At 60.4% G+C, this 12,887-nt stretch carries 14 protein-coding genes and 1 tRNA gene; 5 read left to right on the plus strand and 10 right to left on the minus strand.

Annotated features, from left to right (window positions below; all coding sequences use genetic code 11):
- The first annotated feature begins 79 nt into the window (after positions 1-79).
- From B7H23_RS13405 to B7H23_RS13420, 4 genes are all read left to right on the plus strand, one after another.
- Positions 80-155, plus strand: a tRNA-Thr gene (locus tag B7H23_RS13405).
- 177 nt (positions 156-332) lie between these two features.
- Positions 333-632, plus strand: coding sequence for an Lrp/AsnC family transcriptional regulator (locus B7H23_RS13410; RefSeq protein ID WP_205320119.1), 300 nt, complete (start codon positions 333-335; stop codon positions 630-632).
- Between the two features lie 100 nt (positions 633-732).
- The gene (locus B7H23_RS13415; RefSeq protein WP_240535108.1) at positions 733-1,491 is read left to right on the plus strand and encodes an NAD kinase; all 759 of its coding nucleotides are present in this window, start codon (positions 733-735) and stop codon (positions 1,489-1,491) included.
- Positions 1,492-1,672: 181 nt separating this feature from the next.
- Complete coding sequence (locus tag B7H23_RS13420; protein ID WP_094078385.1) at positions 1,673-3,232, plus strand: DEAD/DEAH box helicase; 1,560 nt, start codon at positions 1,673-1,675, stop codon at positions 3,230-3,232.
- Positions 3,233-3,278: 46 nt separating this feature from the next.
- On the opposite strand, the gene B7H23_RS13425 is transcribed toward B7H23_RS13420, so the two are convergent.
- The 9 genes from B7H23_RS13425 to B7H23_RS13460 all read right to left on the minus strand — a co-directional run bounded on the left by B7H23_RS13425 (position 3,279) and on the right by B7H23_RS13460 (position 10,807).
- Positions 3,279-3,614: a TfoX/Sxy family protein gene (locus B7H23_RS13425; RefSeq protein ID WP_094077972.1), complete on the minus strand. Its 336-nt coding sequence runs from the start codon at positions 3,612-3,614 to the stop codon at positions 3,279-3,281.
- Between the two features lie 10 nt (positions 3,615-3,624).
- A complete protein-coding gene (sufA, locus tag B7H23_RS13430) occupies positions 3,625-4,002 on the minus strand; it encodes a Fe-S cluster assembly scaffold SufA (protein WP_094077973.1) in 378 nt (125 codons plus the stop codon).
- A 102-nt stretch (positions 4,003-4,104) separates the two neighbouring features.
- Positions 4,105-4,482 carry an SUF system Fe-S cluster assembly protein gene (locus B7H23_RS13435; protein ID WP_094077974.1) on the minus strand — a complete coding sequence of 126 codons (378 nt, stop codon included), beginning with the start codon at positions 4,480-4,482 and terminating at the stop codon, positions 4,105-4,107.
- Positions 4,483-4,486: 4 nt separating this feature from the next.
- Positions 4,487-5,740 carry a cysteine desulfurase gene (locus tag B7H23_RS13440; RefSeq protein ID WP_094077975.1) on the minus strand — a complete coding sequence of 418 codons (1,254 nt, stop codon included), beginning with the start codon at positions 5,738-5,740 and terminating at the stop codon, positions 4,487-4,489.
- Positions 5,733-6,998 carry a Fe-S cluster assembly protein SufD gene (gene sufD, locus B7H23_RS13445; protein ID WP_094077976.1) on the minus strand — a complete coding sequence of 422 codons (1,266 nt, stop codon included), beginning with the start codon at positions 6,996-6,998 and terminating at the stop codon, positions 5,733-5,735. The genes B7H23_RS13440 and sufD overlap by 8 nt, the downstream gene beginning before the upstream one ends.
- A 12-nt stretch (positions 6,999-7,010) precedes the next feature.
- A complete protein-coding gene (sufC, locus tag B7H23_RS13450; RefSeq protein WP_094077977.1) occupies positions 7,011-7,766 on the minus strand; it encodes a Fe-S cluster assembly ATPase SufC in 756 nt (251 codons plus the stop codon).
- Between the two features lie 15 nt (positions 7,767-7,781).
- Positions 7,782-7,958, minus strand: coding sequence for a hypothetical protein (locus tag B7H23_RS16075; protein WP_158215842.1), 177 nt, complete (start codon positions 7,956-7,958; stop codon positions 7,782-7,784).
- Positions 7,958-9,493 (minus strand): Fe-S cluster assembly protein SufB, encoded by a 1,536-nt coding sequence (gene sufB, locus B7H23_RS13455; protein ID WP_094078386.1) that lies wholly within the window; start codon positions 9,491-9,493, stop codon positions 7,958-7,960. The genes B7H23_RS16075 and sufB overlap by 1 nt, the downstream gene beginning before the upstream one ends.
- 141 nt (positions 9,494-9,634) lie before the next feature.
- Entirely contained in the window at positions 9,635-10,807 is a 1,173-nt protein-coding gene (locus B7H23_RS13460) for a cysteine desulfurase family protein (RefSeq protein ID WP_094077978.1), read from the minus strand.
- Between the two features lie 206 nt (positions 10,808-11,013).
- Here B7H23_RS13460 and B7H23_RS13465 point away from each other — a divergent pair, with 206 nt between their 5' ends.
- Positions 11,014-11,688, plus strand: coding sequence for an alpha/beta hydrolase (locus B7H23_RS13465; RefSeq protein WP_094077979.1), 675 nt, complete (start codon positions 11,014-11,016; stop codon positions 11,686-11,688).
- Here B7H23_RS13465 and B7H23_RS13470 read toward each other — a convergent pair.
- On the minus strand, positions 11,685-12,821 hold the full coding sequence (locus tag B7H23_RS13470) for an anhydro-N-acetylmuramic acid kinase (protein ID WP_420814487.1): 1,137 nt from the start codon (positions 12,819-12,821) through the stop codon (positions 11,685-11,687). The genes B7H23_RS13465 and B7H23_RS13470 overlap by 4 nt on opposite strands.
- Positions 12,822-12,887 lie beyond the last annotated feature (66 nt).

Consider the following 12,887-nt stretch of genomic DNA (forward strand, 5'->3'; position numbering starts at 1 on the left):
AGCAGGAATGCGCGCGATGGAAGGGCGGTTCCGCCTCTTGCCAGCAAAGCTTTGGCGGCCTATCTGGGCGGCTTGGAATGCCCTTGTAGCTCAGCTGGTAGAGCAGCGGTTTTGTAAACCGAAGGTCGGCGGTTCGATTCCGTCCGGGGGCACCACTCCTCCGCCTCATTCAACTGACCCGCCCGATCGCCCTATCCATTATCCCAGACGCCAAGACGGTGGACGTGCTGCGATCTTGCGTTCACAGCGGCATGCTTCGTGGTTTAAGGTGCGGCGAAACGATCCCTGTTTCGCCCGGTGGGCAACAGCGATCAGGTAAGCAGGAAAGCGCCTTGACCCGAGTCTTCGTTCAGATCCGCTGTCGTCCTGGAACGGCTTACAGCGTCGCCAACCGCATTGCGGACCGCGAGATTTACGCCCAGCTCTATTCGACCAGCGGCCGCTTCGACCTGCTTTTAATGCTCCACGTACCCGACGATGAGGATGTGGGGCGTTATATCCACGATCATCTTCTCGATATTGACGGGATCGAACGGACCGAAACGATCATGACCTACAACGCATTCTGGCCGATCGGTCATGACGGCATGGCCAAGGTCAAGAGCGCGAAGGCCACGGATCGGGACGAGTGAGCGCGAGTGTCCATCATGTTGTTGTTCGTCCGAAGGCTGTCGAAGGCAGGGCGGCGCGTCTGACGATCCCTGCCCTGAGATGGCTAGCGGCGTGCTCCGCATGAAGCTTTCCTTCGTTCACAGCGATACCGAAGAAGCCAAAGGCGCGGCCGAACGGCTGAGCGAGCGCTACGGCAACTATGACAGCCGTGAAGCGGACGTGATCGTCGCGCTTGGCGGCGACGGCTTCATGCTGCAGACCCTGCATGATCACATGGACACCGAATCGCGCATTTTCGGTATGAATCGTGGATCCGTCGGTTTTCTGATGAACGATTATTCCGATGACGGACTGTTCGAACGCATCGCGGACGCCGAAGGAGAAACGATCCGCCCATTGCGCATGGTCGCCACCGACCTTGCCGGCGAGGACCACCATGCCGCTGCGCTCAATGAGGTCTCGCTGCTGCGGCAATCCTATCAGGCCGCGAAGATCCGAATCCTGATCGATGGTCGCCTGCGTATGGAGGAGTTGATCTGCGACGGCGTCATGGTGGCGACGCCGGCGGGCTCTACCGCCTATAACCTCTCGGCTCATGGCCCGATCCTGCCGCTCTCGGCGCCCCTGCTGGCGCTGACGCCGGTGAGCCCCTTCCGGCCCCGGCGCTGGCGCGGTGCGCTTCTGCCCAACCAGTCGACGGTCGATCTGGAGATTCTGGAACCGGAAAAGCGACCGGTAAACGCCGTTGCCGACCATACCGAAATCAAAAGCGTAAGCGCCGTGACCATCCGCGAAAGCCGGTCGCTTTCCGCCACGATATTGTTCGACAGAAGTCATGGGTGGGACGAACGTATTCTTTTGGAACAATTCCGTTACTGATCGACCACGATCAGAGCCAAATTAAAAAGTTCCGTCGGCGCAAACGCCGTCTTCGCTTGACTTTCGGTCGGTCAGGCCGTAGGTCGCCGGAAAGCGGGGCTTGCCGATTGCACGCCCCTGTCCTGTTCGCGCCGCAATATGGATCGATCCATCGCCGCGCCTGTTCCAAGACCGGATTGCCGTGACCGTTTCGGAAAACGAGACTCAAGATACATTACCGACATTCGCCGAACTCGGCCTGTCGAAAAAAGTTCTCTCCGCCGTGGAGGATGCCGGCTACACCACGCCGACGCCGATCCAGGCCGGGGCCATTCCCCATGCGCTGGAGCGCAAGGATGTACTGGGCATTGCCCAGACCGGCACGGGCAAGACGGCATCCTTTACCCTGCCGATGCTGACCTTGCTGGAAAAGGGCCGCGCCCGCGCACGCATGCCGCGCACCCTTATTCTGGAGCCGACGCGTGAACTCGCCGCTCAGGTGGAAGAGAATTTCGAGAAATACGGGAAGAACCATCGCCGGCTCAACGTTGCGCTCCTTATCGGCGGCGTTTCCTTCGACGAACAGGAAAAGAAGCTGGAACGCGGCGCCGATGTGCTGATCGCGACGCCCGGTCGCCTTCTCGATCATTTCGAGCGCGGCAAGCTGCTGCTGACCGGCGTCGAAATTCTCGTCATCGACGAAGCCGACCGTATGCTCGATATGGGTTTCATTCCCGATATCGAACGGATCTGCAAACTCATTCCCTTCACCCGGCAGACGCTGTTCTTCTCGGCCACGATGCCCCCCGAGATCCAGCGCCTCACCGAGCAGTTTCTGCAAGCACCGGTAAAGGTGGAGGTTTCCAAGGCCTCGTCGACCTCGGCGACCATCGAGCAGAAGATCGTCGCGGTGGGCAAGAAGGATTACGACCAGCGGGCCAAACTTCGCGAACTGATCGATGCCGAAGGCGACGATCTGAAAAACGCGATCATCTTCTGCAACCGGAAGGTGGAGGTTTCCACGCTGTTCCGCTCGCTGATCAAGCATGGCTACGATGCCGGCGCGTTGCACGGCGACATGGATCAGCGCGCCCGGATGGCGACGCTCGAAGCGTTCCGCAATGGCAAGTTGCGCCTGCTCGTCGCATCCGATGTGGCCGCCCGCGGCCTCGACATTCCCGATGTCAGCCATGTGTTCAATTTCGATATTCCACGCCAGGCCGAAGATTACGTCCACCGCATTGGGCGGACAGGCCGCGCGGGCCGTCTCGGCAAGAGCTTCACGCTGGTCTCCAAATCAGACGAAAAATATCTCGATTCGGTGATCAAGCTGATCGAGAAGGATGTCGAATGGGTTGGCGGCGATCTGTCCTCACTTGACGATGAAGGCGCTGACGACCGGAAGGGTGGACGTGGCCGTTCGTCGGGCCGCAGGCGCAACAGCCGCAGTTCGGACAAAGTCTCGACGGTCTCGGACAAAGGGCCAAAGGCTGCATCCTTGGACGACACGGAGCAAAAGGCGAAGGGCGAACCTGCCGTCTCCACCGATGTCGAGAAGACCGAACAGACAACGACCGAAGAAAAGCCGACGAGAAACCGTTCTCGGACGAAGAAGAACGGTGATGCGGTCAGCAAGCCTGAACCAGCCAAAAGCCGCAATCAGACCAATAATGGCCGTGGCCGCAAGAAGGACGATCTCGGCGATGCGCCCCGCGGTTTCGGCGATGAGGTTCCGGCGTTCATGATGAACGGTCTGGCCTGACGATCATCATCGCAGACCGGCAGTAGTGCCGGCCGGCCAAGCTCATCTATTTTCGCTTCTTTTCGTCTGCGCGCAGCGCAGCAGCGAAGGCGCTCCGCGCCCATGGCGTCATGGCATCCGGATCATCCATCGCTTCATCCGGCGCGTTCCAGTAAGGCATCGCCGTCGGCTTTCTGCCCGATCGTTGATAGGTCCATCGTTCGCAACCGGCTGCTTCGTAATCGCCGGCGTTCAGCGCATCGCCTTTCAGCATGATGCGCCCGTCGCTCATATCGAGCGCAAATATCAGACCCTGATGATAAATGCCTTTGCCGCCGAACATTCGGCGAATGGTGATCGGGCCAAGGCCGGAAAACAGATCGGCAAGATGATCGTCGTCCAACAGGCGATCCTCAGGCGGATTTCCGCGCTTCGGCCAGTTCCTTCAGATCGGCGGCCTCCAGCTCGACGGATTCGCCGCAGCCACAGGCACTGCTCTCATTGGGATTGCGGAAGGTAAAACCGGTGCGCAGGGGCGACTTCTCGAAGCCGACTTCCGTGCCGAGCAGAAACAGCATGGCCTCGGGCGCGATCCATAGATGGGCGCCATCGACCTCAACATGATCATCCTTCGGGTCGGGTTCGGTGACGAGATCGACCGTATATTCCATGCCGGCGCAGCCACCCTTCTTGATACCCAGACGAAGGCCGAGCGCACCGTCACGGTCGGCGACGATCTCATGAATGCGGTGGACGGCATCATCCGTCAGATTGACCAGCGAAAAGCCCATGATTTCTCCTTCCCGGCCGGGTTCAAGGTCCGGCGGATCGGGTTTTCCTCCCACCCAAGATGGGAGAATTGCAAGCGACGATCAAGTCGCCGGCATCTATCGTCAGTACCAGCCGACCGCGAATTGCGCTTCTTCGCTCATCCGGTCCGGCGTCCAGGGCGGATCGAACACCATGGCCACATCGACCGACTGAACCCCTTCGACGGTGGAGACCGCATCCTGCACCCAACCCGGCATCTCTCCAGCCACCGGGCATCCCGGCGCGGTCAGCGTCATGTCGATCTTGACGGTCCGGTCATCCTCGATATCGACCTTGTAGATCAAACCCAGCTCGTAGATGTCGGCCGGAATTTCGGGATCGTAAACCGTCTTCAGCGCCGTGACGATGTCGTCCGTCATCCGCGCCAGTTCATCGGCCGGAAGGGCAGAGGCGGAATAGACCTTCTGCGCGCCTTCGGCCTGATCGGTTTCGCTACTCATTGCATCACCCAAAGAAATCGTGCGCCTTCTGAAGCGCCTCCGCCAATCTGTCGACCTCATCGAGCGTATTGTAAACCGCAAATGAGGCGCGACAGGTGCTCGTCACGCCGAAATGCTGAAGCAGCGGCTGCGCACAGTGCGTGCCGGCACGAACCGCTATGCCCGACCGGTCGATCAGCATCGACACGTCATGGGCGTGAACGCCCTCCATCTCGAAACTGACGATCGCGCCCTTGTCCGGCGCGTTGCCGAAAATCCGCAGCCAGTTAAGCCCGCCGAGGCGTTCGTGCGCGTAGTTGCGAAGTTGCGCTTCATGAGCTGCGATCGTGTCGCGTCCGATGCCGTCCATCCAGTCCAGCGCCGCGGCCAGACCGACGACTTCCACGATATTCGGCGTACCCGCTTCGAAACGATGCGGCGGCTGGTTGTAGGTGACGGTCTCGGTCGTCACCTCCTCGATCATTTCACCACCCCCTAGGAAGGGTCGCATGGCATTCATTCTCTCCGGACGGCCGTAGAGAACACCGACCCCGGTCGGCCCATAGGCCTTGTGTCCGGTGAAGACGAACCAGTCGCATCCGAGCGCCTGCACATCGACCGGCATGTGAACGGCGCTCTGGCTGCCATCGACAAGCGTCGCGATACCGCGTTCGCGCGCCATGCTGCAAATATCCACCATCGGCGTCACCGTGCCGAGCACGTTCGACATGTGGGTCATGGCGATCAGCCTGGTGCGGTCGGTGATCGCTGCCTCGACGTCTTCCAGATGGAGCGATCCATCGTCGCGAACGGGCACCCAGACCAGTTTGACGCCTTTGCGTTCGCGCAGAAAATGCCACGGCACGATATTGGCATGGTGCTCCATGATCGAAAGAACGATCTCGTCGCCCTCTTCGAACTCCACCATGCCATGGCTGTAGGACACCAGATTGATGCCTTCGGTCGCGTTGCGCGTGAAGACGATGTCATCCACATTTCCGGCGTTGAGGAAGCGACGCACCGTCTCACGCGCCTGCTCGAACGCATCGGTCGCCTCGTTCGACAATGTATGCAGGCCGCGATGCACATTGGCATAGCTGGTCTCATACATATGGCTCATCGCATCGATAACGGCGCGTGGCTTCTGTGCCGAAGCGCCATTGTCCAGATAGATCAGCGGCTTGCCGTGGATCTCGCGCGACAGGATCGGAAACTGCGCGCGAATGGCCTCGACATCGAAGCCGGCGAGCGGATCGCTTATGGTCGCCGCCTCAGCCATTTTTCGCGAACCATTCATCGACCTTGGCGACAAGCGCCTCGGAGATCGCCTCGTGATCCAGTTCCTCGATGATCTCGTCGACAAAGGCCTTGACGAGCAATGCGCGCGCCTGGTTTTCGGGAATGCCGCGGCTCATCAGGTAGAACAGATGATCCTCGTCGATCTCGGCGACCGTCGCGCCATGCCCGCAGGCCACATCATCGGCAAAGATCTCCAGTTCCGGCTTGGCCGAGAAATCGGCTTCATCCGAGACGAGAAGCGTGTTGCACGCCATGCGGGCATCGGTCTTCTGCGCTTCCTTGGCCACGCGAATCTGCCCTTGGAACACGCCCGACGCCTTGCCGGATGCGATGTTGCGAACAATCTCGGTACCCGTCGTATTGGGCACCACATGATCGAGCACCATGGTAACGTCGACATGGCTCTCGCCGCCAAGAAGATTGACACAGCGCATCTGGAAATCACCGCCCTCACCTTCCAGAACGCCACGAATTTCGTGACGCACCAGTCGCCCGCCAGCATTCAGAATCGCCAATGTGAATTTGCTGTCGCGGCCCAGGCGGAACTTCATCTGCGTCAACTGGTCGGTATCGGCCGGCTGCTCCTGGACAAGCACCCAAAGCAGTTCGGCGCCGTCGCCGACCGTCAGTTCGGTAACCCCGGTGATCAGCGCCGCGCCATCACCGACCTGCCGCTCGACGATGGTCGCTTTCGCGCCCGCGCCAACCGTGACCGGAACGCGCAGGTGCGCCTGCCCTTCGCCATGAAACGCCGACAGCTCGAGCGGCGTTTCGAGGTGCGTTCCGTCGTCGATTGCCAGAGCCACACCATACGACACGAAGGCCGCGTTGAGCGCCCCGATCACATCTTCCGGGTCGGCGGGCGCAAGCGAGCGATCCAACTCGCCCTTTTCGAGAAGGTCGCGCAAAGGTGTAACACGAACGCCTGCCGGCAGGTCCGAGGGCGCATCATCGGCAAAGAGATCGAGCCGCACCATCCCGTCGGCCAACGACGTCAGCGCATCACCAGCGGTGCGGGCATCACCCTCAGGCACCTGCTTCAACCGGTTGCGCAGGTCGGTGTAATGCCATTCCTCGACCCGTCGCGTCGGCAGGCCGCGCATGGAAACACCGCCGATGGCCGTCTTGCGTGCGGTCGTCGTGGTGGCAGCGCCAGGCAGTGTATCGACCAGCGCGCCGAACGTCTCGATCAGCGCGCTCTCGGCTTGCGTGTTCTTGATTAGCGTATGGGCTGTCATCAAACTGCTCCGTTACGCCGCTTCGCCGATGATCTCGGCATAGCCCTGATCCTCGAGCTGGAGCGCCAGTTCCTTGCCGCCCGATCGGATGACGCGTCCCTTGTAAAGTACATGGACGCTGTCCGGCACGATGTGATTGAGCAGGCGCTGGTAATGCGTGATGACGAGGAATGCCCTGTCCTGGCTGCGCAGATGGTTGACGCCATCGGCAACGACCTTCAGCGCATCGATATCAAGACCGGAATCGGTCTCGTCCAGCACGCAAAGCTTCGGCTCCAGCAGTTTCATCTGCAAAATCTCGGCGCGCTTCTTCTCACCGCCTGAAAAGCCGACATTAAGCGGTCTCTTCAACATGGAAAGGTCCATTTCCAGTTCGGCGGCTGCCGCCTTCACCCGCTTCAACATCTCCGGAATCTTCAGCGGCTCATCGCCGCGCGACGTCCGTTGGGCGTTAAGCGCGGTCTTGAGAAACTCCATCGTCGGAACGCCCGGAATTTCCATCGGATACTGGAAGGCCAGAAAGACACCGGAGGCGGCGCGCTCGGCCGGATCCATCTCCAGAATGCTCTCGCCGTTCCAGAGAATATCGCCATCGGTGACCTCATAATCGTCGCGGCCGGCGATCACGTAGGATAATGTCGATTTGCCCGAACCGTTCGGCCCCATGATTGCGGCAACCTCGCCGGGTTTCACGGTCAGATCGACGCCGTTCAGAATGGGAGTGCCATCTTCGGCAATGCGGGCGTGCAAATTCTTGATTTCAAGCATTTTTGTTTCCGATATTCAGATAACGCCAAACCATTGGAGGCCGGCTATAACGATGATGGCGATTATGACGAGGACCGCGTTCGCCTTTGTCGACTGCCGCCGCAGATTGGGTGACAGCCGCGTGGCGAGATAAGTGCCGACGCCTGCGCCAAGCGGTATCAGGGCCTTGTCGACAAGCGCCGCGAAATCCATTAGCCGACGCTGCCTTCCAGGCTGATTCCGATCAGTTTCTGTGCCTCGACAGCGAACTCCATCGGCAGTTCCTGAATCACGTCCTTGACGAAGCCATTGACGATCAGTGCGATCGCTTCCTCCTCGGGGATACCGCGCTGCATCACGTAGAAGAGCTGGTCCTCGGAAATCTTCGAGGTCGTCGCTTCATGCTCGAGACGCGCGGAGGCGTTTTTCGCCTCGATGTAGGGCACGGTGTGCGCCCCGCATTCATTGCCGATCAACAGGCTGTCGCACTGGGTGAAGTTGCGTGCATCGCTCGCCTTGCGCAGCACGGAGACCTGACCGCGATAGGTGTTCTGACTGTTGCCTGCGGAAATGCCCTTGCTGATGATCCGGCTCGTCGTGTTCCTGCCGATATGGATCATCTTGGTGCCGCTATCGATCTGCTGGTGACCGTTCGACACCGCGATCGAATAGAACTCGCCGCGGCTGTCGTCACCACGCAGAATGCAGGACGGGTATTTCCAGGTGATGGCCGAACCCGTCTCGACCTGCGTCCACGAAATGTGGCTGCGGGCGCCACGGCAATCGCCGCGCTTGGTGACAAAATTATAGATGCCGCCCTTGCCGTCCTTGTCGCCGGGATACCAGTTCTGAACGGTCGAATATTTGATCTCGGCGTCGTCCATCGCGATCAGTTCGACCACGGCCGCGTGAAGCTGGTTCTCGTCGCGCTGGGGCGCCGTGCAGCCTTCCAGATAGGAAACGTAAGACCCTTCTTCGGCGATGATGAGCGTCCGCTCGAACTGGCCGGTGTTCTGCTCGTTGATGCGGAAATAGGTGGACAGTTCCATTGGGCAGCGCACGCCCTTCGGCACGAAGACGAAGGAGCCGTCGGTGAAGACCGCACTGTTGAGCGCCGCGTAGTAATTGTCGCCCTGCGGCACGACCGAGCCCAGATATTTCTTGATGAGGTCGGGATGCTCCCTGATCGCCTCGGAGATCGGCATGAAGATCACGCCGGCCTTCTTCAACTCCTTCTTGAAAGTGGTCGCGACCGACACGGAGTCGAAGACGGCGTCGACCGCCACGCGGCCCTTGCCGTAGGGGGCGTCCGACAGGATCTCGCCATCGTCATCGAGCTGGCTCGGCTCGTCCATGCGGCGCACGCCAGCCAGAATTTCCTGCTCTTTCAGAGGAATGCCAAGCTTTTCATAGGTCTTGAGGATCTCGGGATCGACCTCGTCGAGGCTCTTCGGACCATCCTTGAAACCCTTGGGCGCCGAGTAGTAGTGAATGTCCTGGAAATCGATTTTCGGATAACTGACGCGCGCCCAGTCGGGCTCCACCATGGTCAGCCAGCGCTTATAGGCTTCCAGCCGCCATTCCAGCATCCATTCCGGCTCGTCCTTCTTGGCCGAAATCATGCGGATCGTATCTTCGGACAGGCCTTTCGGGGCCGTGTCGCTCTCAATGTCGGTCTGAAATCCGTATTTATACTGGTCCACATCGAGCGTGCGGACCTGCTCGATCGTCTCCTGCACAGCAGGCATGGCGTTCTCCATTCCTCGCCGGAGTCAAGGTCCGGCGGTTGGGGCCCGGCTCACCCGGGCATATCAGACGGTCTATCCGTCCATTTAGTGTGCCGGCACCGCGATTGAAAGCGGCGAGCGGCGACATTTGCATCATCCGTTTCAGGCGGCGTGAGCACTCAGGCTCCGCTTCAAGAGACGTTCGAGGCTGGCGAGGATCCGGTCGATATCGGCCGGACCTGCGCCCGGCACCAGCGACACGCGCAGAGCGCCATCGACCTTCTCCACACCCATGGCTTCGAGCACATGGCTCGGACCCACCTTTCCAGAGGAACAGGCCGAGCCCGCGGATACGGCGATACCATCGAGGTCCAGCGCGATCTGAGCCGTCTCGGCCTTAATACCAGGCAGGCTAAAAAAACTGGTATTGGGCAAGCGCGGCACGTGCTCTCCATAAATCGTCACCGATGGGCAAAGCGCCCGAAGACCGGTTTCGAAACGATCCCGCATCGTCGCAATTGCAGCCCAGCGGTCCCGCGCCAGATCGGCAAGCGCCGCTTCTACCGCCGCGCCGAACCCAGCGATGCCGACGGTGTTTTCCGTTCCGGCGCGATGGCCCTTCTCCTGTCCGCCGCCCCGAACGAGCGGCAGCGGCATCATGATGTCGGACAAGGCGATAAGCGCGCCAATACCGCGCGGCCCGCCAAGCTTGTGCGCCGAAACGATGAAGTAGTCGCCGACCGGCTCCGAGAGGCCTATCGCCATGCGTCCCGCCATTTGTACCGCATCGACCACGAGCGTTCCGCGATGCGCACGAACGAGGGCCGCGATTTCGCGGAGCGGCTGCAATACGCCAGTTTCGTTGCAAGCTGCCGGCATCGCCACCAAAGGCAGGCCGCTATCGGTGTCATGATCGCCGACCGTCCGTTCAAGGGCCGGAAGATCGACCATTCCATCGCCGGTCACGGGGACCTGTACGATATCATCTCCGGTGAACCGACCGCCCGAAAGCAGGCAGGGATGCGCGCTGGACGCCACATAGAGTTTGGAAAAGCGAACAAGGGCGCGTCCCATCGTCCAGTCCGGCGTCAGCGCAAAATTGGCGGCTTCGGTCGCCCCCGAAGTGAAGACAACCTGCTTGGCCTGAGAATCGAACAGCTTACCGATCTGTGAGCGCGCCTTTTCGACAACGGCCCGGGCCTTTCGACCGTCGTCATGGACGGACGACGGATTGGCGTCCAGATCCATAGCGGCAACCATGGCCTGCCGTGCCAGCGACCCCAGGGGGGCGCTGGCGTTGTAGTCCATGTAAAGACGCTCGTTGCTGACTGGCATTTCCGTCCATTGCTTCACGATACGCGCCGACGCACCGTAATTTTCTTGAAAAACAAGCCTTGGCTGTCCTATCTAGCCCACCGACCGCTCATCGCCACGATCATTTAGAATGGTTCTAAATGGTTGTAGGAAGCCGGCCGGATCGCGTCAAGACGCCGCAGTCGTCTTGCGTTGAGCAATGAACGCAATTCAAGAAAGAGTGAACAATGCCAGAGGTGATCTTCGCCGGCCCCGCCGGTCGGCTCGAGGGCCGTTACCAGCCTTCCAAGGAGAAGAATGCTCCGATCGCCATGGTGCTTCATCCGCACCCGCAATTTGGCGGTACGATGAACAATAAGATCATCTACGATCTGTTCTACATGTTCCAGAAACGCGGCTTCACCACGCTTCGGTTCAATTTTCGCTCCATCGGCCGTTCGCAGGGCCAGTTCGATCATGGCGACGGCGAACTGTCGGATGCAGCGGCAGCGCTGGACTGGGTGCAGAGCCTGCATCCCGATTCCAAACATTGCTGGATCGCCGGTTACAGCTTCGGTTCCTGGATCGGCATGCAGCTTCTAATGCGGCGGCCGGAGATCGAGGGTTTCATTTCGGTATCGCCCCAGCCCAATCTCTATGATTTCTCGTTTCTGGCGCCCTGTCCTTCCTCCGGCCTCATCATTCACGGGACGGAAGACCGCGTTTCAACACCGAAGGACGTGCAGCCGCTGGTCGACAAGCTTCACACGCAGAAGCACATCACGATCACCCAGCGCCAGATCGAGGGCGCGAACCATTTCTACACGGACCACCACGACGAACTGATCGAGAGCTGCTCGGAATATCTGGATCGCCGGCTCAACGGTGAACTGACCCAGCCGAAGCCAAAGCGTATACGCTAATCTCCCTTCGGGCGGTGGAGAACACCGCCCGTCACCGGCCTTGAGACGCCGGTCGTCGTTGGCCAGGTCAAGGGCAGGCTTTGCAGGCTTCGAACAGCCAGAAACGCCCACGCCTCCGCTTCCATCATGTCACCCGACAGACCACATTGCTCGGCGCTTTCGACCTGCACGCCGCCCGATGCCTGGCGGAGTTCATGCATGATGGCGGCATTGCGCGCACCGCCGCCGGCGACGATCCAACGCGCCGGCAGTATGTCCGCCAGCTTCGCTGCTTCGAGGATCCCGGTGGCGGTCAGCCGGGCCAGCGTTGCCGCGCCGTCGTGCAGTTCGACACCGTCCATCAAAGCCAGGGAGAAGTCGTTTCTGTCCAGCGATTTCGGGCCGTCTTTTCTGAAGAAAGGGTCGTCCAGATAGGCATTCAGCACCCGCTCAACGACCCGACCCTCGCTGGCGATGGTGCCGTTTTGGTCAAACGCGATTCCCGCTTGCTCCTGCATCCACTGGTCGATCAATGCGTTGCCGGGCCCGCAATCGAAAGCGACTGGCGGTTCACCCGGCTGGACGAAGGTGACGTTCGCTATACCGCCAATATTAACGAAGGCGACCGTCTCATCGCCGGCTCCGATCAGGCCGGCGAGAGCGGCGTGGTAAGCCGGTACGAGCGGCGCGCCCTGCCCGCCATGGATCATGTCGTTCGCACGCATATCTGCAATCGTTGCAATGCCCGTCGCAGTCGACAGCCGCGCACCGTCCCCCAACTGAACGGTCAGGGCATTCTTGGGTCGATGAAGAACCGTCTGGCCATGAAAGCCGATCACATCGATTTCAGAGGCACTTATTGCGAACTGCCGACAAAACGAATCAACGGCGGCAGCGTGGCGGTCGGTCAGTTCGACTTCGAGTTCGGCCAGGCCACCCGGCCGCTCGTCGCGACCGGTCAGCGCCTGCGCCATTGACAAACCGCTCTCCAGCCGCCGTCGGAAAGCCGCCTCATATGGGAAAAGATGGCTCGGCCCGCGCTCGACGATGACACGACCGTCCGACCGGACCAAGGCGACGTCGATCCCGTCCATCGAGGTGCCGCTCATAAGACCAAGTGCGGTTCGGACCGATACGATTCTTGTTTCGCTCATACGGACAGTGTTAAAGCGCCGGCGAACGCCGCGCCAGAAGCGCGCGCCCCTTCTCCCTAGCCGGAA

Source organism: Notoacmeibacter marinus, assembly GCF_002238045.1.
In the GTDB taxonomy this organism is placed as follows: domain Bacteria; phylum Pseudomonadota; class Alphaproteobacteria; order Rhizobiales; family Rhizobiaceae; genus Notoacmeibacter; species Notoacmeibacter marinus.

Bases quoted from the DNA above. Each gene is read 5' to 3' on its own strand.
- B7H23_RS13415 (WP_240535108.1), top strand. From the start codon at position 733: ATGAAGCTTTCCTTCGTTCACAGCGATACCGAAGAAGCCAAAGGCGCG.
- sufA (WP_094077973.1), bottom strand. From the start codon at position 4,002: ATGGGCTTTTCGCTGGTCAATCTGACGGATGATGCCGTCCACCGCATT.
- B7H23_RS13435 (WP_094077974.1), bottom strand. From the start codon at position 4,482: ATGAGTAGCGAAACCGATCAGGCCGAAGGCGCGCAGAAGGTCTATTCC.
- B7H23_RS13440 (WP_094077975.1), bottom strand. From the start codon at position 5,740: ATGGCTGAGGCGGCGACCATAAGCGATCCGCTCGCCGGCTTCGATGTC.
- sufD (WP_094077976.1), bottom strand. From the start codon at position 6,998: ATGACAGCCCATACGCTAATCAAGAACACGCAAGCCGAGAGCGCGCTG.
- sufC (WP_094077977.1), bottom strand. From the start codon at position 7,766: ATGCTTGAAATCAAGAATTTGCACGCCCGCATTGCCGAAGATGGCACT.
- B7H23_RS16075 (WP_158215842.1), bottom strand. From the start codon at position 7,958: ATGGATTTCGCGGCGCTTGTCGACAAGGCCCTGATACCGCTTGGCGCA.
- sufB (WP_094078386.1), bottom strand. From the start codon at position 9,493: ATGCCTGCTGTGCAGGAGACGATCGAGCAGGTCCGCACGCTCGATGTG.
- B7H23_RS13460 (WP_094077978.1), bottom strand. From the start codon at position 10,807: ATGCCAGTCAGCAACGAGCGTCTTTACATGGACTACAACGCCAGCGCC.
- B7H23_RS13465 (WP_094077979.1), top strand. From the start codon at position 11,014: ATGCCAGAGGTGATCTTCGCCGGCCCCGCCGGTCGGCTCGAGGGCCGT.
- B7H23_RS13470 (WP_420814487.1), bottom strand. From the start codon at position 12,821: ATGAGCGAAACAAGAATCGTATCGGTCCGAACCGCACTTGGTCTTATG.